The sequence below is a fragment of the Pantoea sp. OXWO6B1 genome (assembly GCF_001641135.1).
GTDB classification, from domain to species: Bacteria; Pseudomonadota; Gammaproteobacteria; order Enterobacterales; family Enterobacteriaceae; genus Pantoea; species Pantoea allii.
The window spans coordinates 885,359-911,816 of the sequence record NZ_LWLR01000001.1 but is presented as its reverse complement, the minus strand read 5'-3'; the positions used below and the strand labels follow the sequence as shown (position 1 = coordinate 911,816).

The window sequence follows — 26,458 nt, the reverse complement described above, 5'->3', positions numbered from 1 at the left end:
AGCGCAGTCGATCCGGTAGTTAACAGTGATGATATTCTGCGCAAGGATAGCATAAGGGCGGACGACAAGGTATCGCCCGCCCGTTAATGGCAAGGGATTAGAAATTAAATCCAAGCTGTGCCATTGCACCCCAGGTATTGTTTTGGCCCACTGAGCCAGCCAGATCCAGATGCACAGAGTTGTTGAACGGTGACACACCGAAACCGGCTGTGGCCACGTTTTCATCAGTAGAACGCATGTCCGCGCGGTAACCGGCACGTAACTGCAACCACTCCAGCACGCGGTATTCCGCACCTACGCCAGCGTACTGGCTGTTTTCCTGCGATTTAAAGCGGTGGGTTTCGGTCAGATCAACATCACCGGTCAGGGTAACGGGGCCTTTATCCCATGCTAAGCCCGCCGTCACTAATGGGCGAATTTCGTAAGTATCGCGATAGCCGTTCACTTCTTTCGTTTGCAGATCGCGGGAAACCAGGTTTTGTCCGGTCACGCCCAGCGTCCAGTTTTCGGCAAAGACCGTCGCCACACCGGCATCGATGTTAAAACCGCTTTCGGTGCTGCGGTAACGACCGTCGCGCAAATCGTTTTTGTCGTAGTTATAGACGCTGGCGGAGTAATTATACAGCCAGGTTTTTTGCAGTTTTGGCGTAATACCGATTGAGACAGGTTGTCCGGCAATCGTGAACTCATGGGCAACGGAAATACCGTAATCCGTATTCAACGCCGCCAGGCCATTCGCGCTGGAGCCCAGCAGGTTTTGAACGTTCGCCAGGCCAAAGGCACCGCCAGGAATACCTGCAAAAGTGCCATCAGCAACGCCCTGCAGAATAACGATGTCACCTTCTTTCACATTCGCGCGAACGTGCGCGGTACCGTAAGCCTTGGTGATAAAGGCAAAAGGCAGTGTTTCATTGGGAATGGTTACGGCGATCGCCGCACCCGCTGTGGCATTGGCTTTATTACCGCGTAAATCCCTGAGCGTATTGGCTAAGTCGCCGGAGGCAGCCTGGATTTGCGGGATACGGCGTAACAGCTCAAATCCTGTGGCGTTGCCGAACAGATCCTGATAGCGATTTACCGTATCCGTGATGGTATCGATCTTATCGACCATCTTGTCTTTGTCCGTGATTTGCACACCGGCACTGGGAATAATAATGCTGACGTTATCGTCGGGCCTGGCTTTGGTCATTAACGCCGGGTTAGCCAACACAGCCGAACCGTAGTTTGAGGACGCCACGCCCGTTCCGCCCATGGCGTCGTTGCGGGCATCATACCAGGTTCCGGCGGCCAGCGCGGAAGATGAAAAAACCAGGGCATTGAATACTGCAGGAAAAACCAGAACGGAACGTGGAACGGTTAATTTTGCCATTTGCTTATCATCACCTGAAATATTGCCGTTAATACATTAACGACTGAATAGTTTGTTAGCTCCATTGTGGAGGATTGCTAACGCTTTATTGCTGTGAATTCAGAGTAAATAGTGGCGCAATTCCGTGGATTGATTGTTTTTCGATCCGATATGTGAGGTTCCCGCCGAAAATGCTTCAGGCAAATCCAGTCTGGGCCAGCACTTTATTAAGAACATTTAAACATTAGTTCTTAACTCAGTGAGATGTAAAGTAAAAGTAAAAAATATCTATAAACATTCTGAAACAGACTGGTACGAAGCCAGCTGTCGACAAAGGATAAGCGAATGGAAGGGAAGAAACAGAAGCGTGTAAGCGGGCGCTGTCTGGCTGGCGGCAAGGTTCAACGTCATAACAATTATTGTGATAAGATAACATCACCTGTCTAGCGGAGAAACGCCATGTCAACCATGACGCCAGAGCAAATTATGACCCAGGCTGAGAAGCTGTGTTTACAGCGCGGTGTTCGCCTGACGACCCAGCGAGCAGAAGTGCTACGGTTGATGGCCGGACAGCCAGGCTCTATCAGTGCTTATGACCTGCTTGATCAGTTGCGGGTTAGCGAGCCGCAGGCTAAGCCGCCTACCGTTTATCGTGCGCTGGATTTCCTGCTCGAACAGGGTTTTATTCATCGGGTTGAATCGAATAACAGCTATGTCATGTGTCATCACTTCGAAGCGCCTGCGCATACGTCGGTTATGCTGGTTTGCGATCGCTGTGCTGGGGTGACAGAGAAGCAGGCTCAAGGCGCAGAGCAGATCATCGCGTCTTTGGCTCAGGAGGCACACTTTGTGCTACGCCATAGCGTGATTGAAGCCCATGGCTTATGTGAGAACTGTGCTGAAGTTGAGGCCTGTGAACATCATGAACATTGTGATCACGACCATCAGACTGAAGGGAAAAAGCGCGGTAAACGGGGTTAACAGGGTTGGGATTACAAGGCTACAGGGTTACAGGGTTACAGGGTTAATGTGCACATCCTTGTGCGGTGGCCGGCATGAGCGTACCGACCCGGGTAGGAGCGTCCCTGAAAGCGTGATTACCAGCGGTAATCTTTGTTGGAACCTTCCCAGGCCGTTACTTCTTTCTCCGCTTCTTCTTTCGCGTAGCCGTAACGTTCCTGAATTTTTCCGACCAGCTGATCGCGTTTACCTTCAATGACTTGCATATCATCGTCGGTCAGCTTGCCCCATTTCTCTTTCATCTTTCCTTTGAACTGTTTCCAGTTACCACTCGCTTCGTCTTTATTCATTGCAGACCTCCACGTCATCCTTCGGTTTCGTTTTATTTTGCAGTTAAACAAAATCACGATATAAAGCGCTACTTAACAGCACCATTCAAAGTTAATTGTAGTAGGTAATTTCAGGTTTGCCGGAAAAAATGAAAATAATATGTATCCTGCGTCATAATTCCGGTTCAGCGATCAGGCAGTGAACCAGGTGCCATTGCGCCAGTGTTTACGCCAGACCAGCCACAAGGATAAGCCACGCAGGGCAAGGAAGACCGCTATCGCCAGCCACAAACCATGGTTGCCGAGCAGGGGCACCGTAGCGAGCGTCAGGAAATAGCCCAAGGCAGCCACCGCCATGCTGTTACGCATTTCTCTTCCCTTTGTCGCACCAATAAACATGCCATCCAACAGATAGCACCAGACGCCGATTAGCGGCATGACAATCTGCCAGATCAAAAAGCGGTCAGCGGCCTGTTGCAGCGCATGGATAGAGGTGAGGAATGCCACTATCTGATAGCCAAACAGGGCATAGACGAGTGAGAAAAACAGCGCCACCACCAGCGCCTGACGACAGGCAGATAGCCATACCTGCTGCAGCCGGGTGCCGTTTTTTGCCCCGTGCGCTTCACCGGCAAAGGCTTCTACGGCGTAGGCAAACCCATCCAGCGCGTAGGCGGTGAACGTAATGAACATTAACAGGATGGCATTGACCGCGACGACGTCAGGGCCAATGCGGGCGCCGAGCACGGTAAGAGAGGCAAAGCAGAGCTGCAACAGCAAGGTGCGCAGTAAAATATCGCGATTAAGGCGAAGAAGGCGGTGGATGTCGCCGCGCCAGCTGTGAGTGAGCATCTCCAAGGTGATACCCCGCAGCGTTAGTACGCGCCACACCATCACCGCACCGACCAGTAACGTTGCGTATTCTGCCAGCGCAGTGGCGCTAGCGGCACCCGCCACGCCCCAGTGCAAACCCAGCACGAGCCAGAGATCCAACAGGATATTAATGACGTTACCTACCACCAACAAGATGACCGGTGCCCTGGCATACTGAACGCCCAGCAGCCAGCCCAGGATGACTAAATTAGCCAGCGTTGCGGGCGCACTGAGCCAGCGAATATGGATAAACAGGGCTGCCTGTTCCAATACCGCGGGGTCCCCACCAATAAAGCGGGTGGCTAACGTCGTAACGGGATAGCGAAGGAAGATAAATAAGAGGCCCGCGACCAGCGCGATGAGCAGTGGCTGAGTCAGCGCTCGCGCCAGAGCGGTCTTATCACCCGCACCCAATGCCTGAGCCGTTAAGCCCGTGGTACTCATACGCAGAAAGAGCAGCAACATGAAGATGAAGCTGGTGATGGTCGTACCGACAGCCACACCACCCAGATAAACCGGGCTGTCAAGATGGCCGATCACGGCCGTGTCGACCAGACCGAGCAGAGGAACCGTAATATTTGACAGGATCATGGGCAGCGCTAACCGCCACAGGTTTTTATCGGTAGCTGTCAGAAAGCGCATTCTTGAATCCGTGCGATAAACCGCCGGGGCCAGAGATAAACCCACAGCGGCAAAGTAAGGGCAGACTGGAGAACGTTAAGATTGACGCATGCCAATAACCTTAACGGGTTTTACAACCACTCACCGTTACGGACAATGCCGACAGCCAGACCTTCAACGGTGAGCGACTGAGCACGCGTGTCAACAATGATAGGCTCGAAATCGTTGTTTTCAGGTAAAAGATGCACCACAGAACCCTGTTTCTTCCAGCGTTTTACCGTGACTTCATCATCAATACGCGCAACCACAACCTGACCATTACGCACTTCCTGCGTTTTGTGAACCGCCAGCAAATCACCATCCATAATGCCGATATCTTTCATCGACATTCCGCTCACGCGCAACAGGAAATCCGCTGCAGGCTTGAACATGTCAGGATCTACTTTGTAATGCGTTTCAATGTGTTCCTGGGCCAGTAATGGCTCACCGGCGGCGACGCGACCAATCAACGGCAGGCCGTCTGATGGCTCTTCTTCCATTAACAAACGGATACCGCGGGACGCACCAGAGACGATTTCAATCACGCCTTTACGCGCCAGTGCTTTCAGGTGTTCTTCGGCTGCATTTGGCGAACGAAAACCAAGCTGCGCGGCGATTTCTGCACGCGTTGGCGGCATGCCTGTTTGATTAATGTGGTCGCGAATCAAGTCGTAGACCTGTTGCTGCCTGCTGGTTAATGCTTTCATCCCGCCCCCTGGTTGTTTATACAGTCGCTGTGAGTATATACAGGTATTGGTGAAATGGAAACCAAAACTCAGGCCAAAATCAGTTATTTGACGCGAGATGGAACGCTTATCGCAAATGCGACCAAAGCAGCGTTCCCCAGACAAAAAGGGCCAGTAATATTGCGATGAAAACGGCGGCGGAGCCCATGTCTTTTGCACGCCCAGCAAGAGGATGCCGCTCCTGACCGGTGCGGTCTACCACCGCTTCTATGGCACTGTTCAGGACTTCAACAATAATCACCAGTACGACAGAGCCAATCATCAGGATGCGCGAAACGCTATCGACATCCAGCCAGCAGGCCAGGATAATCGCTACCAGTGCGGTAACCGCTTCCTGACGGAAAGCAGCTTCATGCTGCCAGGCAGCACGAAGACCTTGCCATGAATAGCCCGCAGCTTTCACAATTCGGTTAAGGCCGGTGACATTATTTGTCATAATAAAGGAACTCTTTTCAAAGGATTGACGTCAATATTGGGCAGCGCACAATTGTCGCTGTCACAGATTTTTGCTGCGCTTTCTGATAAGCTTGCGCCGCTTTGCTAACAAGAGGCTTCATGTTGTCTATGTCAGGTTGGCGTATACTTTTTTATAAATTACTGAATTTACCCCTGTCGTTTCTGGTAAAGAGTAAGGCCATTCCGGCCGATCCCGTATCCGAACATGGGCTGGACCCAACCCGGCCTATTATGTATGTCCTGCCTTATGATTCAAAGGCCGATCTCCTGACTTTGCGCGCGCAGTGCATCAGGCACGAGCTGCCCGATCCGCTTTCGCCGCTGGAGATTGACGGGGCCTTGCTGCCGCGTCATGTTTTTATCCACGATGGCCCACGCGTGTTTCCCTATTTCGTGCCCAGCGTCGAGTCGGTAAAAATCTTCCACGAGTATCTCGATCTGCACCGCAGTAACCCTGAGCTTGATATCCAGATGTTACCGGTTTCCGTCATGTTCGGCCGCGCACCCGGCCGGGAAGTGCAGGGAGAAGATAATCCGCCTCATTTACGTTTGTTAAATGGGGTACAAAAATTCTTTGCTGTGCTCTGGCATGGTCGCGACAGTTTTGTGCGCTTCTCGCCAACCGTTTCCCTGCGTCGTATGGCGACTGAACACGGTACGGATAAATCAATTGCGCAAAAACTGGCCCGGGTCGCTCGTATCCACTTTGCCCGTCAGCGTCTGGCGGCGGTCGGTCCGCGCCTGCCTGCGCGTCAGGATTTGTTCAATCGCCTGCTGCAATCGAAAGCGATAGAAAAAGCGGTAGAAGACGAAGCCCGCAGCAAGAAGGTTTCGCATGAAAAGGCACAGCAAAACGCCGTTGAAATGATGGAGGAGATTGCCGCCAACTTCTCCTACGAAGCGATTCGCGTCACGGATCGCGTGATGGGTTGGCTCTGGAGTCGACTTTATCAGGGCATCAACGTCAACGGCGGTGAGCGCGTTCGTCAGCTGGCTCAGGACGGTCATGAAATTGTTTATGTGCCCTGCCACCGCAGCCATATGGATTACCTGTTGCTGTCTTACGTGCTGTATCACCAGGGGCTGGTTCCGCCGCACATCGCCGCCGGTATTAACCTGAACTTCTGGCCTGCCGGGCCGATTTTCCGCCGTCTGGGTGCTTTCTTTATTCGCCGGACCTTTAAAGGCAACAAGCTCTATGCCACCGTCTTCCGTGAATACCTGGGTGAACTCTTTACCCGTGGCTATTCCGTGGAGTACTTCGTGGAAGGGGGCCGTTCACGTACCGGCCGGCTGTTAGATCCGAAAACCGGCACGCTGTCCATGACGCTGCAGGCCATGCTACGCGGCGGCACGCGCCCTATCACGTTAGTGCCTATATACATCGGTTACGAACATGTCATGGAAGTGGGCACCTATGCGAAAGAGCTTCGCGGTGCCACGAAAGAGAAAGAAGGCTTCATGCAGATGGTGCGCGGCTTACGTAAGCTGCGCAATCTAGGTCAGGGTTACGTGAACTTTGGCGAGCCGCTACCGCTGATAAATTATTTGAATAAGCACGTTCCTGAATGGCGCGATGCTATCGATCCCATTGAAGCACAGCGTCCCGGCTGGTTGACCCCGGCGGCAAACGATATCGCGGCCACCATCATGGTGCGTATTAACGAAGCCGGCGCGGCGAATGCCATGAACCTGTGCGTTACCGCTCTGCTTGCTTCGCGTCAGCGCTCTTTGACCCGCGAGCAGTTGGTTGAGCAACTGGAGTGCTATACCCAGTTACTGCGCAACGTGCCCTACTCGCCGGATGCCACCTTGCCCGACATGTCTGCCGAAGCCCTGCTGGATCATGCGCTCAGCATGAACAAATTCGAGAGTGAAAAAGACAGTATTGGTGACATCATTATTCTGCCGCGCGAGCAGGCGGTACTGATGACCTACTACCGTAATAACATTCATCATATGCTGGTCATGCCGTCGCTGATTGCGGCGATTGTGCAGCAGCATCGCAACCTGAGCGAAGCCGAACTGCTGCGTCAGGTCAGCCTGATCTATCCCATGCTGAAGAGCGAGCTGTTCCTGCGCTGGAGCCATGATCAACTGCCGCAGTTACTGACTAACTTATGTCAGGAACTGACGCGTCAGGGGCTGATTACCGTTGAGGCAGGTCTGCTGTCGTTTAACACCGCGCGTTACCGTACGCTTCAACTGCTGGCCGCCGGTGTGCGTGAGACGCTGCAGCGTTACGCCATCACCTTCTCGATTCTTAGCGCCAAGCCCACCATTAACCGGGGCACGCTGGAAAAAGAGAGCCGTACCCTGGCGCAGCGCCTGAGCGTGTTGCACGGGATCAATGCGCCGGAGTTCTTTGATAAAGCGGTATTCTCCTCACTGGTGCTCACGCTGCGTGATGAAGGTTATATCAGCGACAGCGGTGATGCCGACGTGGCGCAGACGCTGGCGACCTGGCACATCCTGGCTGACCTGGTCACCAGCGATGTACGCATGACCATCGAAAGCGCCGTAGCGCACGATTAGCGGATCAGTGAAGACGAAAAAGGCGACCTTGCAGGTCGCCTTTTTTATTCGCGTTTTAACATCATCCTCAAACCTGCATTAACGCATCCTTCCGTCTGCAGACTGGCAGGCGTGGCTCGCCGCGCCTGTTACAGCAGTTGTAAGAACGGCGGCGTATTCATCAGCACGCCCAGAAACAGAACCAGTCCCACATAGTTGTTATTCAGGAAGGCGCGGAAACAGGCCTGACGATCGCGCTGCGCAATCAGCTTTTGCTGATAAACAAATAACCCACCAGCCAGTAATAGCGTCCAGTAAAACGCGCCGTTCAGATCCAGCATCGTCCCCACCAGCGCCATCAACACCAACGTAGACAGCTGCAGCAGACCAATAATCAATTTGTCATAGCGACCAAACAGTATCGCCGTGGACTTAACGCCTATCTTCAGGTCATCCTCGCGATCAACCATGGCATATTGCGTATCGTAGGCCACCGTCCAGCAAATGTTTGCCAGGAATACCAGCCAACAGACCAGAGGTAAGGACTCACTAACTGCCGACCATGCCATGGGGATCGCCCAGCCAAAGGCCGCGCCTAACACCACCTGAGGCAGATGTGTATATCGCTTCATAAACGGATAGACCCAGGCCAGCGCCAGGCCCACGACCGAGAGCATAATGGTCATCAGGTTCATGCTCAGTACCAGGGCAAACGCAATCAGCCCCAACACCACAAACAGCATTTTGGCTTCTTTCGCCGTCACGGCACCGCTTGCCAGCGGCCGGTGCCTGGTGCGCTCAACGTGCCCGTCTACCTTACGGTCAGCATAATCATTGATCACACAGCCCGCAGCGCGCATCACAAAGACACCGGCGACAAACACCGCCAGTGTCGGCAGCGGTGGGACGGTCATCTTTGCCAGCCAGAGTGCCCACAGCGTTGGCCATAACAGCAGTAAAGCACCGATCGGTTTATCGATTCGCATCAGGCGGCTGTAAGCCTGCCATTTCGTCATTTTTTGTGTGTTTTGCACAGGTCAAACCCTTAACCTTGATCACGATAGACCGGCGATGCCGGTAAAAACAGTTCCGTTAACAGTAGCGGCTTACCCGACAGCCGCAGCCGGGACCGGCGTCCCCAGAGCGTTTCAACGCTGCCAGGCTCAATAAAGTCGCGGGTAAGCGTTGAAGAGGAGAACAGGTAACGTCCCAGAGGTCGCGTACCGAGTTGTTGTAACATGGTTTCCGGGCCGTTGAGGGTACTTTCAGGCACCAGCGTGCGTCCCGCCAGCCACGGCTGCTCATCTCCGTAGAGAATCACTTCACGCAGCCAGAAACGCTGGTCTGCAGGTAATAACGCGCCTTCGTCGCCTAATTCGTCAGCATCGATAAAGCCTTCCCGTACAGGTTCCACCCTGACCTTCTGGCAATGCTGTTCGAAACGTCGCGTCATGGAGTCCTCCTCCATCAGCCAGTCACGAAGCGGTTGCGTAAATGCGGCATCGTCCAGCGCCAGCCAGGTGAGTGAACGTAATAAACGGAGCGGGTCTTGCGTCATGGCACTTTCCCCCAAAAATTTTCAGAGAGGTAGTTTAGCGCAGAGCGATACAAGGAACACCGTCCTGAATGCTGACGGCTTCGTTACTCGCGTTTAAGCCGGTTACTGTTTGCCAGCCACAGGGTGATAACCAGCACCAGGATAGCCGCGGAATAACATAACGTATCAATGGGATTTTTATGGTCGACGATGATCAGCCTGATGATGGCGGTAATCCCGATGTACACAAAGTAGCGTAAAGGGAAATGGTAGCCCGACTGGAAGTACTTCACGATGAGTGCAATAAATTCGAAGTAGAGAAAATAAATCACAATGCCGTCAATCAGCAAGTAGGACGACGCCTGCTCACCGGTGCTAAACAGGACATTGGCTAAGTGAACTGTCTCTTTGCCCAAAAACACCATCAAAATCACCGCCAGGATCAGCAGTCCCGCGTTCAGTACCCACTGCATCAGGCGCGCAATCTTCTGTGCTACCGGGTTTTTGTCACTCATGTCACGCCTCAAAAATTAAATGGGGTTTTATTGGCGCTATCATGCGTGAGTGTGACCTAAATCACAATATAACCGTCAGGCTTACCGCACCCGCTGCCATTCCGCCTCCCGATGTGACATGAGCAAGGCTTATCAATGAACGCCATAACCCCTGAAAGATCAGAATCATAAAGCAAGAACAGCGCGGGTGAGGATGGATGTTTTCACGCACATCGCGCGTCAACTGCTGCTGTTGCTACGCCTGACGCCGGTTATCCCCTTATAACTGCCTGGTTGATTCCACCTGTTGGTAAAGCCTGTCATCCCTTTTTCACATGTGAGGGCTACATTGACTCGGTTTTGGCGACCGAATGATCCAGACCCGGTTTTAGCCCGACAACGCTCAGCTCTACGCATTCACAACTTTATGTAGCGGTATTGCCTGTATCGACTGGCGGCTAATCAGGCGAAGTGCCAGCGCATAAGACGCGATGCGGCCGGGAAAAGGCATTTAACCCACTCCGTTTTCGCAGAAAAGTTTGTGTGTACTTACAATCAAAAAAGCTATTGATAAACCTGGATATTCCCGATGAGCGAAACAATAACGCTGCATCAGACAACCCAATAGTGCCCTGTTAAGAGTACCGACGCGCACAACCTAAGCCACAGTAAGGAGAACAGCATGAAAACGATTCTGGTGATTCTGGACGGCCTGAGTCATCACGTGGCACAACACGCTATGGGCTACCTGCATGCAGAATGTGCCCATGGCAAAGGCCATTACTACAGCCTGACCTGTGCGCTGCCTTCGTTGTCACGTCCGCTGTATGAGTGCATTCTGACCGGCGTCACACCGGTGGAAAGCGGGATTATTCATAACGATGTCAACCGCATGAGCCACGAACGCAGTGTGTTTCACTATGCGCGTGACGCCGGGCTGACCACCGCCGCCGCCGCTTACCACTGGATAAGCGAACTGTATAACCGCACGCCCTTCGAACCGGCCCGCGATCGTCACACGGACGCCCCGACGCTGCCTGTTCAGTTTGGGCACTTTTACTCCGACGACGGCTATCCCGATTCCCACCTGTTTGAAGATGCCGAAAGCCTGCGGTTACGTTACAACCCGGACTTCCTGCTGATTCATCCGATGAATATCGATCATGCCGGTCATCAGCATGGCCTGTCTTCTGCCGCGTACCGCAACAGGGCGCGCATGGCAGATGGTTATCTGTCACAGTGGATGCCAGGCTGGCTGGCAGAAGGCTATCAGGTCATGGTTACCGCCGACCACGGCATGAACGATGACCGTTCGCATGGTGGCATGTTGCCAGAAGAAACGACCGTTCCCCTGTTTGTATTTGGTGAAGGCTTCTCGCGAAAGGCCGGGCTGGCCCCGCAACAAACCGAACTCTGCGGCACCCTGTGTTCGCTGCTCGGCGTCACACATGATAAGTCGGTCCATCGCGCCTTGCTGGCGGGTTCAGCGTCCTGACGTTAACGCGCTGAAAACCAGGCAGAGAACGTACAGATTTCCACATTCCCGCCGCGCGGGGTCATCATGAACCGCAGCGGCACCTCACCCTGGACTGACGGCGGCCGTCTTCCCCTTCAGCACTGTCAAAACGGGCGGCCTCGTCTTGTCTGTAGCCAGTCTTTCCGCCGTAGATATTCGTTCAGTCCTGTTTCAGGCGTGCACAATCAGGAAGGTGAGCGACGTGCGCCGGGTTGGATTTGTCCATGCAGATCAGTAGAGTAGTCTACATTTAAAGATGTCGACATTGCGCAGGTTGCTTAAAACACTGAAAAAAATTGCGCAGCGTCCGGTAGCCACGTTCTCAGATTGCGCTTTCCATCAGGCTGGCAATCTGCACCGCCTGAAGCCTGATGGTTGAGGAGCGACTATACGTGTTAACCCTGCTTAACTTACTCTCTGCCGTTGCGCTTCTGGTATGGGGCACACATATTACCCGCTCCGGGATTATGCGCGTGTATGGTGCCGATTTGCGCCGGGTACTCAGCCGCAGCGTGGAAAAGAAACCCATGGCGTTTCTTGCCGGCGTTGGCGTCACCATGCTGGTGCAAAGCAGCAATGCCACCACGCTGCTGGTGACGTCGTTTGTTGCTCAAAACCTGGTGAGCCTGACGCCTGCGCTGGTGGTGATATTGGGGGCAGATGTCGGCACGGCCATTATGGCGCGCATCCTGACGTTTGATCTCTCCTGGCTTTCACCGCTATTTATCTTTTTCGGCGTGGTCTTTTTCATCAGCCGCAAGCAAACCCGGGCCGGACAGCTCGGCCGCACCAGCATTGGTCTGGGACTCATCCTGCTGGCACTGCAACTGATTGTCGAAGCCGCCAAACCTATCACTCAGGCATCCGGCGTACAGGTACTGTTCTCCAGCTTAACCGGTGACGTGATGCTGGACGCCCTGCTCGGGGCCGTCTTTGCCATTATCAGCTACTCAAGCCTGGCGGCGGTGCTGATTACGGCCACGCTCACCGCAACCGGCGTAATCGCCTTTAAGGTAGCGCTGTGTCTGGTGATTGGCGCTAACCTTGGCAGCGGTCTACTGGCCGTCATCAATGGCAGTGGTTCCAACGCAGCCGGTAAACGCGTGGCGATGGGCAGCCTGCTGTTCAAGTTGATTGGCTGCGTGATTATTCTGCCCTTTGTCGATCCGCTGGCAGTGTGGCTGGATAAGCTACCGGTAAATGACGAAGAGCTGGTGATCTTCTTTCATGTCTTCTACAACCTGATTCGCTGTGTGGTGATGGTGCCGTTTGCCGACGCCATGGCGCGCCTGTGTTGCCGACTGATCGCTGACGATGCCGAAAGCGAGACGACGCTGAAGCCCAGGCATCTCGACAGCAGCGCGCTGGATACGCCAGCACTGGCGCTGGTCAATGCTGCACGTGAGGTGTTGCGCATGGGGGATGTGCTGGAGCAGATGCTGGATACGTTTCTGCAAGTGGTGCGTGGAGAAGCCCGGGCGGAACGCAGGGTACGGCGGCTGGATGATGACGTGGATGTGCTGTATACCGCCATCAAGCTTTATCTGGCGCGCATGCCCAAAGAGGATTTATCCGAGCAGGATTCCCGCCGCTGGGGGGAAATCATTGAAATGTCGCTGAACCTGGAACAGGCAGGCGATATCATCGAGCGCATGAGCGGCGATGTGGCCGACAAATCCCTTGCCGCGCGACGCACCTTTTCGCCAGAGGGGCTGAAAGAGCTGGAAGCATTACATGAACAGCTGATTGATAGCCTGCGGCTGAGCCTGTCGGTTTTTCTCTCCCACGACGTCACCAGCGCGAAGCGGCTGCGCCGCGCCAAGCACCGTTTCCGCCTGAAAATACGCCGCAATTCCCACTCCCATGTTAACCGCCTGCATCAGCAGAACGTGCAGAGCATTGAAACCAGTTCGCTGCATCTGGGGTTGCTGGGTGATATGAAGCGGCTGAACTCGCTGTTTAGCGCGGTGGCCTACACGGTGCTGGAGCAGCCTGATGATGAGCGGGACGACGATTAACATGCGGGGGCCGCTTGGCCCCCGCGAGGTCAGCTTCGCCCGCACAGCGTTACTTTTTTTTCTCGACCGGTTTGCCCGACCAGTAACCCGCAAGCAGCGAACCGGACAGGTTATGCCAGACGGAGAACAAGGCACCCGGCAGCGCTGCCAGTGGAGAAAAGTAGAGTTTGCCCAGCGTTGCAGCCAGTCCGGAGTTTTGCATGCCGACTTCCAGCGCCAGCGTGCGGCAGGTGGACTCATCGAAGCCAAACAGTTTCCCGCCCCAGTAACCTCCCAGCAGACCAATGGCATTGTGCAAGATGACCGCGGCAATCACCATCACCCCCACTGATCCAATAAAGCTCTGGCTGCCCGCCACCACGGCGCTGATGATCAACAGAATACAGATCATGGAAAAGGCCGGAAGATAAGGCTCGATCCGGCGTACCACGCTGTTCATGGTGTGATGGATGATCAAGCCTAACCCGATAGGGATCACGACGATCTTCACGATGCTCATTAACATCCCCGCGACATCAACCTGAATGTGCGTATCCACATAAAGGCGCGTCAGTAACGGCGTGGCAAACACGCCTACCAGCGCCGACACGGAAGAGATCGTGACGGAAAGCGCCACATCGCCCTTAGCCAGATAAATCATCACGTTAGAGGCGGTGCCGCTGGCAACGCTGCCAACCAGAATCATGCCTGCAGAGAGATCGGGCGGCATATGAAACAGCTTAGCCAGTGCCCAGGCCGCCAGTGGCATCACCAGATAGTGTAAAAAGGTCCCGGCGATTACCGGCGCCGGGCGCGTCAGTACGCGTTTAAAATCGTCAATATTCAGCGTCACGCCCATGCCAAACATAATCAGCATCAGCAGATACACCACCCACGGACCGATGCCAAGAAAGGTCGTAGGTGAGTAGTAGGCAGCCGCAGATAACAGGACGGCCCACAGAGGAAACAAGCGAGTTAAGGTGGCGAGCATGAACAGACATCCTTATAAGCAAGTGAGGGATTACTGTGAAAGAACGCGTTGCCGTTCAGCAGCTGGTCATTAAAAAGCCGGACAATGTCCGGCTTCAAACTTATCCTGGCGATGCGCTTATTCAAACAGATTGTGATGCAACGTACGCACCACGCTTTCAGCATCATTGCCCGGCACCAGGAAGCAGAGGTTATAGCTGCTGGCACCGTAACAGATCATCCGCAGGTTGAAAGGTTCGAGCACGCCGAAGACCTCTTTCCCAACCCCGCAGGCTTTTGACAGCTCGTTGCCGATAATCGCCACCAGCGCCAGGTTTTCTTCCACCTCGACGCGACACAGTGACGACAGTTCCGTCAGCAGCGCCTGGCTCAGCAGATTGTCGCCCGTTGAGGTTGAACCGGTGGTATCCAGCGTTAACGCAACGCTAACTTCAGACGTGGTGATGAGATCCACTGACACGTTGTGACGCACCAGAATATTGAACACTTCAGACAGGAAGCCTGGCGTGTGTAACATATTCAGGCTGTGCAGCGTCACCAGGGTTTGCTTGCGACGCAGGGCCAGCGCACGGAACAGCGGGGGATTGGCTGTCTCATTGCAGACGCGCGTGCCGCCCGCTGCCGGATCTTTGCTGGAGCCGACAAACACCGGGATGTCGCTACGAACGGCAGGCAGCAGAGTTGCAGGATGCAGCACTTTGGCCCCAAAGGTGGCCATTTCTGCCGCTTCCTCAAAGGTAATTTCATCAATACGTTTAGCCGCAGGCACCACGCGCGGGTCAGTGGTATAGATGCCCGGTACGTCAGTCCAGATATCCACGCGCGACGCTTTTAACGCTTCACCCAGCAGGGCCGCCGTGTAATCACTGCCGCCGCGACCGAGCGTAGTGGTGCGCCCTTTTTCTTCGCTGCCGATAAAGCCCTGGGTCACCACCAATGACGCCGCAATACGCGGCTGCAACTGCGCGCTGACCTGTTCCGCCAGAACGGCCACATCCGGCTCAGCACGGCCAAAACGGTCATTCGTGCGCATCACTTTGCGAACATCGAACCATTCAGCATTCACCTGGCGTTCACGCAGGATCTCGACGAACAGTAAGGTCGACATCAGTTCGCCATGGCTGACCAGCTCGTCGGTTAAGGCGTTAGAGGTGGCCAGCGCGGCCGCGTCTGACAGCATGCCGATGTTGTCGATCATTCGGTCGATTTCGTCGCGAATAACGTCAGGATGTTGCAGGCGATCGATGATGGCATATTGAATGCGGCGGATGTCATCAAGTTGAGCCGCACGCTGCGATGTCTCCTGACCTTCTGCAAGGGAGACCAGCAGATTCGTGATGCCCGCAGAGGCAGAGAGCACCACCAGCCGGGTATTGCTGTCCTGCAATACCACATCGGCGCTACGGTTCATGGCATCGAAATCGGCAACGCTGGTACCGCCAAATTTCGCTACATTCAGATTCAGAGACATTGTATGACCTCGTGTCAGGGTACGTTGCCCTCACCCGTTGACGGATGAGAAACAGTAATTCAGCCTAAGCACAAGGAAAGAGCAGAAACGGGCAGACAAGATCGAATAGACGAGTCACCCAGAAGCGCTCCACCTTGCAAAACGTCCGACTGTGGACGTTTCTGGTGACAACCCAGAGGATTCAGCCCCTGTAGCCGACAGGCAACACACCGTGTGTTGACCACCTCGGCGTCGCTCCCCCTGATGTGTTATCTCCGGATACGGTTCCTCCAACACACTGCCTGGGCGACGCGCCTCTTCTGGCTTGCGCACAGGTGCGCAAGTAGCGCGCATAGATTTATCGATTTCTACCCCTGCTGTCAATCACCGTCGTGGGACAATTTTTCATGCAGAGCGCACCGGATAACAAATTTCGCCTTATCGCAGCGACTACAGTGCTTAATGGCTTCAGCAAGGCCACCACTTTCTGATGCGGCACAAAGTATGCGGGCCGCCAATGCGCCATACTTTTCAGCCTTTCTCCCATGGGATCAGACTGAAATTTAGCGGCATTATCCACCGTGAAACAGACGGTTTTCATTACCGTGCCATTATGGCGCAGACAAAATTTTCCTTTCAGTTGCAACTGTGGTCATACTGAAATGCTAACCGGGTACGATGCGACCCCGATGGAATGACGGTTCTTAATATCAACAAGAGTGTTGCCATGAAAAATATCAATCCGACCCAAACCGCAGCCTGGAAAGCGCTGCAAGAGCACTATGAACAGATGAAAACGGCGAAAATTGCCGACCTGTTTGCCCAGGATGCCGATCGTTTTGCTAAATTCTCAGCCACCTTTGACGACCAGATGCTGGTGGATTTTTCCAAAAACCGCATTACCCAGGAAACCCTCGATAAGCTTCAGGCACTGGCAAAAGAAACCGATTTAAGTGGTGCGATTAAATCCATGTTCTCCGGTGAGAAGATTAACCGCACTGAGGATCGCGCCGTGTTGCACGTCGCGCTGCGCAACCGCAGTAATACGCCGATTATTGTTGATGGCAAAGATGTGATGCCTGAAGTCAACGCCGTGCTGGAAAAAATGAAAGGCTTTTCAGAACGCATTATCGGCGGTGACTGGAAAGGCTATACCGGAAAGCCCATCACGGATGTCGTTAACATCGGTATCGGTGGCTCCGACCTCGGCCCGTTTATGGTCACTGAAGCGCTGCGTCCGTATAAAAACCACCTGAACATGCATTTTGTGTCCAACGTTGACGGCACGCACATCGCGGAAACGCTGAAAGATCTCAGCCCTGAAACCACGCTGTTCCTGGTCGCCTCTAAGACCTTTACCACGCAGGAAACCATGACTAACGCGCACAGCGCACGTGACTGGTTCCTGAAAACCGCCGGCGATCAACAGCACGTTGCCAAGCACTTCGCAGCGCTTTCCACCAACGCCAAAGCGGTAGGTGAATTTGGTATTGATACGGACAACATGTTCGAATTCTGGGACTGGGTTGGCGGTCGCTATTCACTGTGGTCAGCAATCGGCCTGTCGATTATCCTCTCCATTGGCTTCGATAATTTTGAGCAGTTGCTGAGTGGCGCCCACGCCATGGACAAGCACTTCTCAACGACGCCCGCAGAACAGAATATTCCGGTACTGCTGGCGTTGATCGGAATCTGGTACAACAACTTCTTCGGGGCTGAAACAGAAGCCATCCTGCCGTATGACCAATATATGCATCGCTTTGCGGCCTATTTCCAGCAGGGAAATATGGAGTCGAACGGTAAATACGTTGACCGTGCAGGTCAGCCTGTCACCTACCAGACAGGCCCGATTATCTGGGGCGAACCGGGCACGAACGGCCAGCACGCGTTCTACCAGTTGATTCATCAGGGAACCAAACTGGTGCCGTGCGACTTTATCGCACCGGCAGTGAGTCACAATGCGCTTGCCGATCATCACCCTAAACTGCTCTCTAACTTCTTTGCCCAGACCGAAGCGCTGGCTTTTGGTAAATCGCGTGACGTGGTGCAGAAAGAATTTACCGATGCCGGCAAATCTGCGGAATCGGTGGCGCACATCGTGCCGTTTAAGGTTTTTGAAGGTAACCGGCCGACTAACTCCATTTTGTTACGCGAAATCACCCCATTTAGCCTGGGTGCCCTGATTGCCCTGTATGAGCATAAAATCTTCACCCAGGGTGCCATCCTGAATATCTTTACCTTTGACCAGTGGGGCGTTGAACTGGGTAAACAGCTGGCGAACCGTATTCTGCCACAGCTGGAAAATGACAGTAATATTACCAGTCATGACAGCTCCACTAATGCCTTAATTAATCGCTACAAGAGCTGGCGTTAAATTTCCACAAGCACAAAAAGGCGGCTATTTAGTCGCCTTTTTCATTGCATGGCGCTGAGTGCAACCCGCTTTTAATCTGAAAAGCCCGCAAACGGATTGGATAATTCTTAAAATAGGCTGAGGCAAATCTGAAGATGACAGGTGTTTGAATATGACAATCTTATTAAAAATGGACCTAAATCAGCACACAGAACATTCTTACCTGTTGTTTTATAATGCTATTTAATTTATTCATGCGTGAGGAAATTCCGATTATTCTTATTCCGTACCAAACAATACTAAATAAGTAGAAACCGCTTTGCTTTCTCCCTGTTCGCAGACAAATATTCGGCCTTTTAAGACAAACTCACGGCTTTAAAATAAGTTAACGCTAAATTTACTTAATTTAGCCCGTTTTTTGCCCTGCATTTCGACAGGTTTTTACGTTACTGAACTCTGGTATTTTGTTGCCCTATACTGGACGCGCCCGTAATGGGTCTGTCCTTCGACTTTGCGGCAACGGTTCATTCTGTTGTGCAGAATTGTCGGATAGCAATCCTTCATTCACTCAATGTAGGTGTTGTTATGAAAAAACGCATGATTGCCGGTCTGGCATTACTCATCGTAGCCGTCTCTTCCAGTGCGTTTGCCGCGCCGGAAGAAGCAGGTGCTGCAGCGGGCGCACAAGCGGGCACTATGTCCGCAGGTACGACTACCGCTGTGGGTATCGGCGTGCTTGGCGCGTTAGTAGGACTCGGTGTTGCCGCTTCTGGCGGTGGTGACGGGGCAAATACTGGTACAACAACCACAACCACAACGGGCACCACACGTTGATGGGTACCCTGCTCCTTCGGGCTGTAGCAAGGCTGCGAACGCGCATATCACGATTCATTTGCGCAAGTTAATGAGTCGCCATCAGGACGCCACTGCGTCGGCGGCCTGAAAGAGTAAGGGTACGGGAGCTTTAAACATAACCACACTTTCGTGTGGTTATTTTTACTTTGGCATCATTTATCAGGGACACACTGTGCGCCAACTTCCTCTGCTGCTCGTTTGCCTGCTGCTGCAGGCCTGTACACAAACGCAAAAAGGACTCGAACAAACCGTGATGATGGCCATTGAAGGGCCAGATGACGTCACCGTTACGCCTCAGCAGATTGATAATCTGCCCTATGCCAGCCTGTATGCCCGAATCAATGACGGTCCACGCATTTTTGTCGTGTTGGGTTATAACGAAAACGGTCAGCAAAAGTGGGTGACGCGCGATCAGTCCATGCTGGTCACCGCACACGGCAGACTGATTAAAACCCTGGGCTTGCCTGATAACCTGACAAGCGTCAGCAATCTCCAGCAAGACCCGCTGGCAAAAGGCCTGCACATTAGCAATGGCCAGCGCTGGACGCGGATTGTTCAGTGGACCGTTCAGGGCAACGTTCATAGCGGTACCCTGAGCTCAACCTTTGAGCGTGGCGACGATGAGGTGCTGAATATTGCGGGAAACCGCATTGCCTGTCGCGTCTGGCATGAGCAGCTGCATATCGACAGCCTTAACCGCGAGTGGCAAAACACGTTCTGGATCGACAACAGCAGTGGTCAGGTGGTGCAATCCCGACAGATGCTGGCTGCCGATACTTTCCCTGTTGATATCACCATTCTGAAGCCGGCAAAATCATGAAAAAAATAACACTATTGTTGGCAGGAGTGAGCCTGCTCACCAGTCTGGGTGCGCAGGCCGCAGGCCAGGTCACCGTGCATGCGCCCCATGATACGAACAGCGTCCAGGTCAATCAGGTAGAGAACCTGGCCCAGTTGGTGACTCAGCCCGCACTGATGGCACAAACAGACTGGCGTCGCGCCGTCATTGCCGAATACGGCGCGACGGCAATAGCACAACAACAGTATCAGCAGACACTGGCGCAGCTACGTGCCTGGCGTGCTGACAGCAGCGGAGAACAAGCCGCCGCCATTGATGCTGTGATACGTCAGTTAAGCAGCATCAAGGTGACCGGGCGGCAGTTCACGTCACTGGACCCCGACTGGATTCGCCTGCACCCAATGGATAACCGCCGCCTGGAAGGCCGTTACGATCTCTATCTGACCCAGCCCAGCACCAGCGTCCTGCTGTTTGGCCCCATCGCGGGGGCCGGTGCTGTGAGCTGGCAACCGGGTAAATCAGTGCGGGATTACCTGAGCGATCACCCGCTCCTGTCTGGTGCAGAACGCAACATCGCGATTGTGATTGCGCCGGATGGTACGACGCAGGAAGCGCCCGTGGCTTACTGGAATCACCGCCACGTCGAACCCGAACCCGGCAGCATCATTATGACGGGCTTTTCGTCATGGAGCCTGCCTGGCGCGTATGAAGACCTGAATAGCCGCCTCGTTTCTGTTCTGACTCACCGGATACCAGACTGATGAAAAAACGTTATCTTCTCAGCCTGTTGGCTGTTTCTGTGGCAAGCGCCTGCCAGGCCCATGCGGAAATGTATGCGGCCCCGGTAACGCCTTCGCAGTCTGATTTTGGCGGTGTGGGCCTGATGCAGGTGCCTACCGCGCGTATGGCGAAAGAGGGCGAATTCAGCCTGAACTTCCGTGATAATGACCAGTACCGCTACTATTCTGCTTCGTTACAGCTGTTCCCCTGGCTGGAAACCACCGTGCGTTATACCGACGTGCGGACCCGGCGTTACAGTGCGGTGGAAAGCTTCAGCGGCAATCAAAGCTATAAAGATAAGGCCTTCGACCTGAAGCTGCGACTGTGGCAGGAAGGTTACTGGCTGCCGGAGGTGTCATTTGGTACCCGCGATCTGGGCGGTACCGGTTTGTTTGACAGTGAATATCTGGTCGCCACCAAAGCCTGGGGCCCCTTTGACTTTACGTTGGGGATGGGCTGGGGCTATCTGGGCAACAGCGGCACCGTCAAAAACCCCTTCTGTTCCTACAGCGACAGCTACTGTCAGCGTCCTGGCGTCGGTCAGGCGGGATCGATCAACGGCTCGCAGATGTTCCATGGCCCTTCCGCCGTGTTCGGCGGGATCGAATACCAGACGCCGTGGCAGCCGCTGCGCCTGAAGGTGGAATACGAAGGTAACGATTACAAGGATGATTTTGCCGGACGCCTGCCGCAACGCAGCAAGGTCAACGTGGGCGCGATCTATCGCCTGACGGACTGGGCAGATATCAATGCCAGCTATGAACGCGGCAACACCTTTATGTTCGGCTTTACCATCCGAACTAATTTCAACGATATGCATCAGGATCATATCGACAGTCCGAAGCCTGCTTACCAGCCGAATCCGCAGCCTAAACTGCTGGAGACCACGGTCACCGGTAGCCAGCTGTCTGAACTGAAGTCTAACGCTGGCCTGGCAGGGCCAAAAATTCAGACCAAGGGCAGCACGTTATACGTCTCGGGCGAGCAAACCAAATACCGCGATACACGCGAAGGCGTGGATCGCGCAAATCGTATCATCATGAATAATCTGCCGGACGGTATTGAAACCATTAACGTGACGGAGTCGCGTTACAATATGCCGCAAGTCACCACGGAAACCTCTGTTGCCAGCCTGCGCAATGAACTGGGGGGTTATCCGTTAGGGCATGAGCAGCCGTTACAACAGGTCCGCAAAAATCCTGTTGATCCGGACCCAACTGAGCAGGGCATGTTTATTCGTAAAGAGCGCCTGAGTTACAGCCTGTCGCCGGTACTGAACCAGTCGGTGGGCGGCCCGGAAAGTTTCTATCTGTACCAGGTCGGCGTGATGGGCAACGTCGATTACTGGCTTACCGATCATTTTCTGGTCGGCGGTAGCCTGTTTGCTAACGTGGCGAATAACTACAACAAGTTTAACTACAACGGCGCGCCTGCGGATTCAACGCTGCCGCGCGTGCGTACGCACATTCGCGACTACGTTGAGAACAATGTTTACGTCAACGATCTGCAAGCCAACTACATGGATTATCTGGGCAATGGCTTCTATGGTCAGGTTTATGGCGGCTATCTGGAAACCATGTATGGCGGCGTAGGTGGGGAAGTGCTCTATCGTCCGGTTGACAGCAACTGGGCCGTTGGGGTGGACGCCAACTATGTGCGTCAGCGTGACTGGGATGACATGATGAGATTCACCCGTTACGAGGCACCTACCGGTAACCTCACGGGCTACTGGCGTCCCTGGTTTATGCAGGATGTCCTGGTCAAAGCCAGCGTCGGGCAGTATCTGGCGAAGGATAAAGGCGTCACCATTGATGTGTCCAAACGCTTCGACAGTGGCGTGATGGTGGGCGTTTATGCCACTAAAACCAACGTGTCATCGCAGCAGTATGGTGAAGGCGACTTTACCAAAGGCTTCTACATCTCTGTTCCAATGGATCTGTTTACCGTTACGCCAACCCGTGGCCGTGCGCAGATTAACTGGGTGCCGCTCACCCGTGACGGTGGTCAGATGCTGGGACGTAAGTACCAGCTGTACGATATGACCTCGGACCGTGACGCCCGGTTTAACTAACAAAAAGGCAGCCTTTTGGCTGCCTTGCTTTTTTAGTCTGCGTCGTAACCCAGGTTGGGCGCCAGCCAGCGTTCCACTTCGCTGACGGACATGCCTTTGCGTGCCGCATAGTCTTCAACCTGATCGCGCTGAATTTGCGCCACGGCGAAGTAGCGGCTGTCAGGGTGACTGAAATACCAGCCTGACACCGAAGCGCCTGGCCACATGGCAAAAGACTCCGTGAGTTTCATGCAGGTATGGGTTTCCACATCCAGCAGCGCCCAAATAGCCGCTTTCTCGGTATGTTCCGGGCAGGCGGGATAACCCGGAGCCGGACGAATCCCCTGATAATTCTCGCGGATCAGTGCCTCATTGCTCAGGCTTTCGTCGGGGGCAAACCCCCAAATCGTTTTACGCACCTGTTCGTGCAGATATTCTGCGAAGGCTTCGGCTAAGCGGTCAGCAATGGCTTTGACCATAATCTTGTTATAGTCGTCGTGTTGCTTATCGTAAGCCTCAGCCAGCACATCCTCCTCCAGGCCGCCCGTAACCGCAAAGGCACCCAGGTAATCTGCTTTACCGCTGGTTTTCGGTGCCACGAAATCGGCCAGGCAGTAATTGGCAAAATCTGTTTTTTCCGTTTGCTGCCGCAGATGATGGCTGACATTCAGTACAGTATCGCGCTGCTCATCGGTGAAGATATGGATATCGTCACCCACGCGGTTAGCCGGGAATATGCCCACCACGCCGCGTGGCGTCAGCGCCTTTTCTGCACTCAGCTTATCCAGCATGGCGTTGGCATCGGCAAACAGCCGTTTCGCTTCATCGCCCACTACCTCATCTTCAAGGATGCGCGGGTATTTACCTGCCAGCGACCAGGTCATAAAGAACGGCGTCCAGTCAATGTAATTGCGCAGCACATCAATGTCGGCTTCCACGCGCCTCACGCCCCTGTGCTTCGCCACCGGTGGTGTATAACTCTCCCAGTCAATTTTCGTGGCATTATCGCGCGCCACGCTGAGTGACACCGGCGGTGTGCGGGGTTTTTTACGCGCATGCTGAATCCGCACGGTTTCATATTCTTTTCGCGTACGGGCGACAAAGTCATCCCTGAGCGTGTCGGAGAGCAGGGATGACACAACACCGACCGTGCGCGAAGCGTTTTGCACATACACGGTGGGCCCACTGTAGTTCTGTTCGATTTTCACCGCCGTATGGGCTTTAGAGGTGGTTGCGCCACCAATTAACAACGGCAGCGTGAAGCCCTGACGCTCCATCTCTTTCGCCATGTTGACCATTTCATCCAGCGAGGGCGTAATTAAGCCAGAAAGACCAATGATGTCAGCATTCACTTCACGCGCGGTTTTCAGGATTTTCTCGCCTGGCACCATCACGCCGAGATCGATAATTTCATAGTTATTGCACTGTAACACCACGCCAACGATGTTTTTGCCGATGTCGTGGACGTCACCTTTTACCGTCGCCAGCACAATCTTGCCGTTACTGCGCCCGTCTTCTTTACTGGCCTGAATATAGGGTTCCAGCCAGGCGACGGCCTGCTTCATCACGCGGGCAGATTTGACGACCTGCGGCAGGAACATTTTGCCTTCACCAAACAGATCGCCGACCACATTCATACCGGACATCAGCGGCCCTTCAATCACGTCAATCGGACGTGCGGCCAGCTGACGGGCTTCTTCCGTGTCCAGCTCAATAAATTCCGTGATGCCTTTTACCAGCGAGTATTCCAGCCTTTTCACCACGTCCCAGCCGCGCCATTCGGCTTGCTGTTTTTCATCCGCACCGTCACTTTTACTGCTGCGATATTTTTCCGCCAGCGCCAGTAACCGTTCGGTGCCGTCGGCACGTCGGTTAAGCACCACGTCCTCAACCGCCTCACGCAGTTCGTCGGACAGGTCGTCATAAATGGCTAGCTGTCCGGCGTTAACGATCCCCATGTCCATACCGTTACGAATGGCGTAGTAGAGAAATACCGCGTGAATCGCCTCACGTACCGGATCGTTGCCCCGGAAAGAGAACGAGACGTTAGACACACCGCCCGAGATCATGGCATGAGGCAGCTCGCGCTTGATGTCTTCGCACGCCCCGATAAAATCCATCGCGTAGTTGTTATGCTCTTCAATACCGGTCGCAACGGCAAAAATATTGGGATCGAAAATGATGTCTTCCGGCGGGAAACCCACCTGTTGCGTCAGGATCTGGTAGGCGCGACGGCAGATCTCAATCTTCCGATCACGGGTATCGGCCTGTCCCACTTCATCAAATGCCATCACCACCATGGCAGCCCCGTAGCGGCGGACAAGCCGGGCATGATGGATAAATGCGGCTTCGCCCTCTTTCATTGAGACAGAGTTAACGATGCCTTTTCCCTGTATGCACTGCAGCCCCTTTTCGATGACCGCCCATTTTGAGGAGTCGATCATAATGGGCACGCGGGCAATATCGGGTTCACCGGCAATCAGATTGAGGAAACGCACCATCGCCGCTTCTGCGTCCAGCATTCCTTCATCCATGTTGATATCAATAATCTGGGCACCGCTCTCAACCTGCTGTAACGCGACTTCCAGCGCCTCGTTGTATTTATCTTCTTTTATCAGGCGTTTAAACCTGGCGGAGCCGGTAACGTTGGTACGTTCGCCCACGTTCACAAACAGCGACCCGGCGCTGATATTCAGTGGTTCAAGACCCGAGAGTCGGCAGGCAACCGGCAACGTGGGACGCTTACGCGGCGCAACGCCTTCTACCGCCGCCGCCATCGCGGCGATGTGCTGTGGCGTCGTGCCACAGCAGCCGCCAATAATATTCAGAAAGCCAGCGTTGGCCCATTCGCCAATCTGCTGTGCCATTACGTCTGCGTCGAGATCGTATTCACCAAAGGCGTTGGGCAAACCGGCATTGGGATGAGCCGTGACATAGCCTTCCGCGATGCGCGACAGTTCGGCGACATACTGGCGTAATTCATCCGGGCCCAGCGCGCAGTTCAGGCCAAAGGATAAAGGCTCAGCGTGGCGCAACGCATTATAAAAGGCTTCGGTAGTTTGTCCGGAAAGCGTGCGGCCTGAAGCATCGGTGATGGTTCCGGAGATCATCAACGGCAGCGCCACGCCCAGGGCTTCCATTTCCGTTTTGACTGCAAAGATGGCCGCTTTGGCGTTGAGCGTATCGAACACTGTTTCAATCATAATGATGTGACAACCGCCTTCCACCAGCGCCCGAGTGGATTCACGGTAGGCGTCCACCAACTGATTAAAGGTGACATTACGGAAAGCAGGATCGTTAACATCAGGTGAGATCGAACAGGTGCGGTTAGTTGGGCCGAGTACACCTGCCACGTAGCGCGGTTTATCTGGCGTTTTCGCCGTCCACGCATCTGCACTGGCGCGTGCCAGCTTCGCGGCCGCGAAGTTGATTTCCGCCGACAGGGCTTCCATTTGGTAGTCCGCCATCGCAATGGGGGTGGCGTTAAAGGTATTGGTTTCCAGAATGTCAGCACCGGCGGCCAGATACGCTTCATGGATCTCGCGGATCACCTCTGGCTTCGTTAACACCAGCAGATCGTTATTGCCTTTGAGATCGCAGGGCCAGTCAGCAAAACGGCTGCCACGAAAATCGTGCTCGTCCAGTTTATAGCTCTGGATCATGGTGCCCATGCCACCGTCTAATAGCATAATGCGTTGGGCAAGTTGCTGATGCAGCGCGTCGGTTAGATTGCTCACTGTTGTCTCATCCA

Annotated in this window: 20 protein-coding genes and 1 riboswitch; of the genes, 9 read left to right on the top strand and 11 right to left on the bottom strand. The window is 54.0% G+C overall.

Annotated features, from left to right (window positions below; translation table 11 throughout):
* Nucleotides 1-97 precede the first annotated feature (97 nt).
* Complete coding sequence (gene traF, locus A6A26_RS06535) at nucleotides 98-1,369, bottom strand: conjugal transfer protein TraF (RefSeq protein ID WP_063877986.1); 1,272 nt, start codon at nucleotides 1,367-1,369, stop codon at nucleotides 98-100.
* A 438-nt stretch (nucleotides 1,370-1,807) separates the two neighbouring features.
* Between traF and zur the strand changes: the two genes are divergently transcribed.
* Complete coding sequence (gene zur / locus A6A26_RS06530) at nucleotides 1,808-2,329, top strand: zinc uptake transcriptional repressor Zur (RefSeq protein ID WP_063877985.1); 522 nt, start codon at nucleotides 1,808-1,810, stop codon at nucleotides 2,327-2,329.
* Nucleotides 2,330-2,445: 116 nt separating this feature from the next.
* On the opposite strand, the gene A6A26_RS06525 is transcribed toward zur, so the two are convergent.
* The 4 genes from A6A26_RS06525 to A6A26_RS06510 all read right to left on the bottom strand — a co-directional run bounded on the left by A6A26_RS06525 (nucleotide 2,446) and on the right by A6A26_RS06510 (nucleotide 5,352).
* Nucleotides 2,446-2,658, bottom strand: coding sequence for a CsbD family protein (locus A6A26_RS06525; protein ID WP_014606944.1), 213 nt, complete (start codon nucleotides 2,656-2,658; stop codon nucleotides 2,446-2,448).
* 171 nt (nucleotides 2,659-2,829) lie between these two features.
* Nucleotides 2,830-4,152 carry an MATE family efflux transporter DinF gene (gene dinF, locus A6A26_RS06520; RefSeq protein WP_063877984.1) on the bottom strand — a complete coding sequence of 441 codons (1,323 nt, stop codon included), beginning with the start codon at nucleotides 4,150-4,152 and terminating at the stop codon, nucleotides 2,830-2,832.
* A 110-nt stretch (nucleotides 4,153-4,262) separates the two neighbouring features.
* Nucleotides 4,263-4,877, bottom strand: coding sequence for a transcriptional repressor LexA (gene lexA, locus A6A26_RS06515; protein WP_063877983.1), 615 nt, complete (start codon nucleotides 4,875-4,877; stop codon nucleotides 4,263-4,265).
* A 106-nt stretch (nucleotides 4,878-4,983) separates the two neighbouring features.
* A complete protein-coding gene (locus tag A6A26_RS06510) occupies nucleotides 4,984-5,352 on the bottom strand; it encodes a diacylglycerol kinase (RefSeq protein WP_063877982.1) in 369 nt (122 codons plus the stop codon).
* A 128-nt stretch (nucleotides 5,353-5,480) separates the two neighbouring features.
* Here A6A26_RS06510 and plsB point away from each other — a divergent pair, with 128 nt between their 5' ends.
* Nucleotides 5,481-7,907 carry a glycerol-3-phosphate 1-O-acyltransferase PlsB gene (plsB, locus tag A6A26_RS06505; protein ID WP_063877981.1) on the top strand — a complete coding sequence of 809 codons (2,427 nt, stop codon included), beginning with the start codon at nucleotides 5,481-5,483 and terminating at the stop codon, nucleotides 7,905-7,907.
* A 128-nt stretch (nucleotides 7,908-8,035) separates the two neighbouring features.
* On the opposite strand, the gene ubiA is transcribed toward plsB, so the two are convergent.
* The 3 genes from ubiA to psiE all read right to left on the bottom strand — a co-directional run bounded on the left by ubiA (nucleotide 8,036) and on the right by psiE (nucleotide 9,938).
* The gene (ubiA, locus tag A6A26_RS06500; RefSeq protein WP_063877980.1) at nucleotides 8,036-8,920 is read right to left on the bottom strand and encodes a 4-hydroxybenzoate octaprenyltransferase; all 885 of its coding nucleotides are present in this window, start codon (nucleotides 8,918-8,920) and stop codon (nucleotides 8,036-8,038) included.
* 11 nt (nucleotides 8,921-8,931) lie between these two features.
* Entirely contained in the window at nucleotides 8,932-9,444 is a 513-nt protein-coding gene (gene ubiC, locus A6A26_RS06495) for a chorismate lyase (RefSeq protein ID WP_063877979.1), read from the bottom strand.
* An 83-nt stretch (nucleotides 9,445-9,527) separates the two neighbouring features.
* Nucleotides 9,528-9,938, bottom strand: a complete 411-nt coding sequence (gene psiE, locus A6A26_RS06490; protein ID WP_063877978.1) for a phosphate-starvation-inducible protein PsiE — start codon at nucleotides 9,936-9,938, stop codon at nucleotides 9,528-9,530.
* A gap of 661 nt (nucleotides 9,939-10,599) precedes the next feature.
* Here psiE and A6A26_RS06485 point away from each other — a divergent pair.
* Together A6A26_RS06485 and A6A26_RS06480 are read left to right on the top strand one after the other, a co-directional pair.
* The gene (locus A6A26_RS06485; RefSeq protein ID WP_063877977.1) at nucleotides 10,600-11,412 is read left to right on the top strand and encodes an alkaline phosphatase family protein; all 813 of its coding nucleotides are present in this window, start codon (nucleotides 10,600-10,602) and stop codon (nucleotides 11,410-11,412) included.
* A 413-nt stretch (nucleotides 11,413-11,825) separates the two neighbouring features.
* Nucleotides 11,826-13,451 carry a Na/Pi cotransporter family protein gene (locus A6A26_RS06480; RefSeq protein ID WP_063877976.1) on the top strand — a complete coding sequence of 542 codons (1,626 nt, stop codon included), beginning with the start codon at nucleotides 11,826-11,828 and terminating at the stop codon, nucleotides 13,449-13,451.
* 49 nt (nucleotides 13,452-13,500) lie between these two features.
* On the opposite strand, the gene panS is transcribed toward A6A26_RS06480, so the two are convergent.
* Together panS and lysC are read right to left on the bottom strand one after the other, a co-directional pair.
* Nucleotides 13,501-14,421 carry a ketopantoate/pantoate/pantothenate transporter PanS gene (gene panS, locus A6A26_RS06475; protein ID WP_063877975.1) on the bottom strand — a complete coding sequence of 307 codons (921 nt, stop codon included), beginning with the start codon at nucleotides 14,419-14,421 and terminating at the stop codon, nucleotides 13,501-13,503.
* Nucleotides 14,422-14,538: 117 nt separating this feature from the next.
* The gene (lysC, locus tag A6A26_RS06470; RefSeq protein WP_063877974.1) at nucleotides 14,539-15,891 is read right to left on the bottom strand and encodes a lysine-sensitive aspartokinase 3; all 1,353 of its coding nucleotides are present in this window, start codon (nucleotides 15,889-15,891) and stop codon (nucleotides 14,539-14,541) included.
* A 114-nt stretch (nucleotides 15,892-16,005) separates the two neighbouring features.
* Nucleotides 16,006-16,198: riboswitch (Lysine riboswitch) on the bottom strand.
* Nucleotides 16,199-16,597: 399 nt separating this feature from the next.
* Here lysC and pgi point away from each other — a divergent pair.
* The 5 genes from pgi to A6A26_RS06440 all read left to right on the top strand — a co-directional run bounded on the left by pgi (nucleotide 16,598) and on the right by A6A26_RS06440 (nucleotide 22,728).
* Entirely contained in the window at nucleotides 16,598-18,244 is a 1,647-nt protein-coding gene (gene pgi / locus A6A26_RS06460) for a glucose-6-phosphate isomerase (protein ID WP_063877972.1), read from the top strand.
* Between the two features lie 564 nt (nucleotides 18,245-18,808).
* Nucleotides 18,809-19,057 (top strand): exopolysaccharide production protein YjbE, encoded by a 249-nt coding sequence (gene yjbE, locus A6A26_RS06455; protein WP_063881076.1) that lies wholly within the window; start codon nucleotides 18,809-18,811, stop codon nucleotides 19,055-19,057.
* A 193-nt stretch (nucleotides 19,058-19,250) separates the two neighbouring features.
* On the top strand, nucleotides 19,251-19,898 hold the full coding sequence (locus tag A6A26_RS06450; RefSeq protein WP_063877971.1) for a YjbF family lipoprotein: 648 nt from the start codon (nucleotides 19,251-19,253) through the stop codon (nucleotides 19,896-19,898).
* Nucleotides 19,895-20,638 (top strand): capsule biosynthesis GfcC family protein, encoded by a 744-nt coding sequence (locus tag A6A26_RS06445; protein WP_063877970.1) that lies wholly within the window; start codon nucleotides 19,895-19,897, stop codon nucleotides 20,636-20,638. Before A6A26_RS06450 ends, A6A26_RS06445 begins: the two co-directional genes overlap by 4 nt.
* Entirely contained in the window at nucleotides 20,638-22,728 is a 2,091-nt protein-coding gene (locus tag A6A26_RS06440) for a YjbH domain-containing protein (RefSeq protein WP_063877969.1), read from the top strand. Before A6A26_RS06445 ends, A6A26_RS06440 begins: the two co-directional genes overlap by 1 nt.
* A 32-nt stretch (nucleotides 22,729-22,760) precedes the next feature.
* Here the strand turns inward: A6A26_RS06440 and metH are convergent, their stop codons facing one another.
* Nucleotides 22,761-26,444 carry a methionine synthase gene (metH, locus tag A6A26_RS06435; RefSeq protein ID WP_063877968.1) on the bottom strand — a complete coding sequence of 1,228 codons (3,684 nt, stop codon included), beginning with the start codon at nucleotides 26,442-26,444 and terminating at the stop codon, nucleotides 22,761-22,763.
* Nucleotides 26,445-26,458: the final 14 nt, after the last annotated feature.

What these genes read in the sequence shown, in the direction of transcription:
- A6A26_RS06445 (WP_063877970.1), top strand. Translation starts at nt 19,895, where the DNA reads ATGAAAAAAATAACACTATTGTTGGCAGGAGTGAGCCTGCTCACCAGT.
- lysC (WP_063877974.1), bottom strand. Translation starts at nt 15,891, where the DNA reads ATGTCTCTGAATCTGAATGTAGCGAAATTTGGCGGTACCAGCGTTGCC.
- yjbE (WP_063881076.1), top strand. Translation starts at nt 18,809, where the DNA reads ATGAAAAAACGCATGATTGCCGGTCTGGCATTACTCATCGTAGCCGTC.
- plsB (WP_063877981.1), top strand. Translation starts at nt 5,481, where the DNA reads ATGTCAGGTTGGCGTATACTTTTTTATAAATTACTGAATTTACCCCTG.
- pgi (WP_063877972.1), top strand. Translation starts at nt 16,598, where the DNA reads ATGAAAAATATCAATCCGACCCAAACCGCAGCCTGGAAAGCGCTGCAA.
- zur (WP_063877985.1), top strand. Translation starts at nt 1,808, where the DNA reads ATGTCAACCATGACGCCAGAGCAAATTATGACCCAGGCTGAGAAGCTG.
- lexA (WP_063877983.1), bottom strand. Translation starts at nt 4,877, where the DNA reads ATGAAAGCATTAACCAGCAGGCAGCAACAGGTCTACGACTTGATTCGC.
- psiE (WP_063877978.1), bottom strand. Translation starts at nt 9,938, where the DNA reads ATGAGTGACAAAAACCCGGTAGCACAGAAGATTGCGCGCCTGATGCAG.
- traF (WP_063877986.1), bottom strand. Translation starts at nt 1,369, where the DNA reads ATGGCAAAATTAACCGTTCCACGTTCCGTTCTGGTTTTTCCTGCAGTA.
- ubiC (WP_063877979.1), bottom strand. Translation starts at nt 9,444, where the DNA reads ATGACGCAAGACCCGCTCCGTTTATTACGTTCACTCACCTGGCTGGCG.
- A6A26_RS06510 (WP_063877982.1), bottom strand. Translation starts at nt 5,352, where the DNA reads ATGACAAATAATGTCACCGGCCTTAACCGAATTGTGAAAGCTGCGGGC.
- A6A26_RS06525 (WP_014606944.1), bottom strand. Translation starts at nt 2,658, where the DNA reads ATGAATAAAGACGAAGCGAGTGGTAACTGGAAACAGTTCAAAGGAAAG.
- A6A26_RS06440 (WP_063877969.1), top strand. Translation starts at nt 20,638, where the DNA reads ATGAAAAAACGTTATCTTCTCAGCCTGTTGGCTGTTTCTGTGGCAAGC.
- A6A26_RS06485 (WP_063877977.1), top strand. Translation starts at nt 10,600, where the DNA reads ATGAAAACGATTCTGGTGATTCTGGACGGCCTGAGTCATCACGTGGCA.
- panS (WP_063877975.1), bottom strand. Translation starts at nt 14,421, where the DNA reads ATGCTCGCCACCTTAACTCGCTTGTTTCCTCTGTGGGCCGTCCTGTTA.
- dinF (WP_063877984.1), bottom strand. Translation starts at nt 4,152, where the DNA reads ATGCGCTTTCTGACAGCTACCGATAAAAACCTGTGGCGGTTAGCGCTG.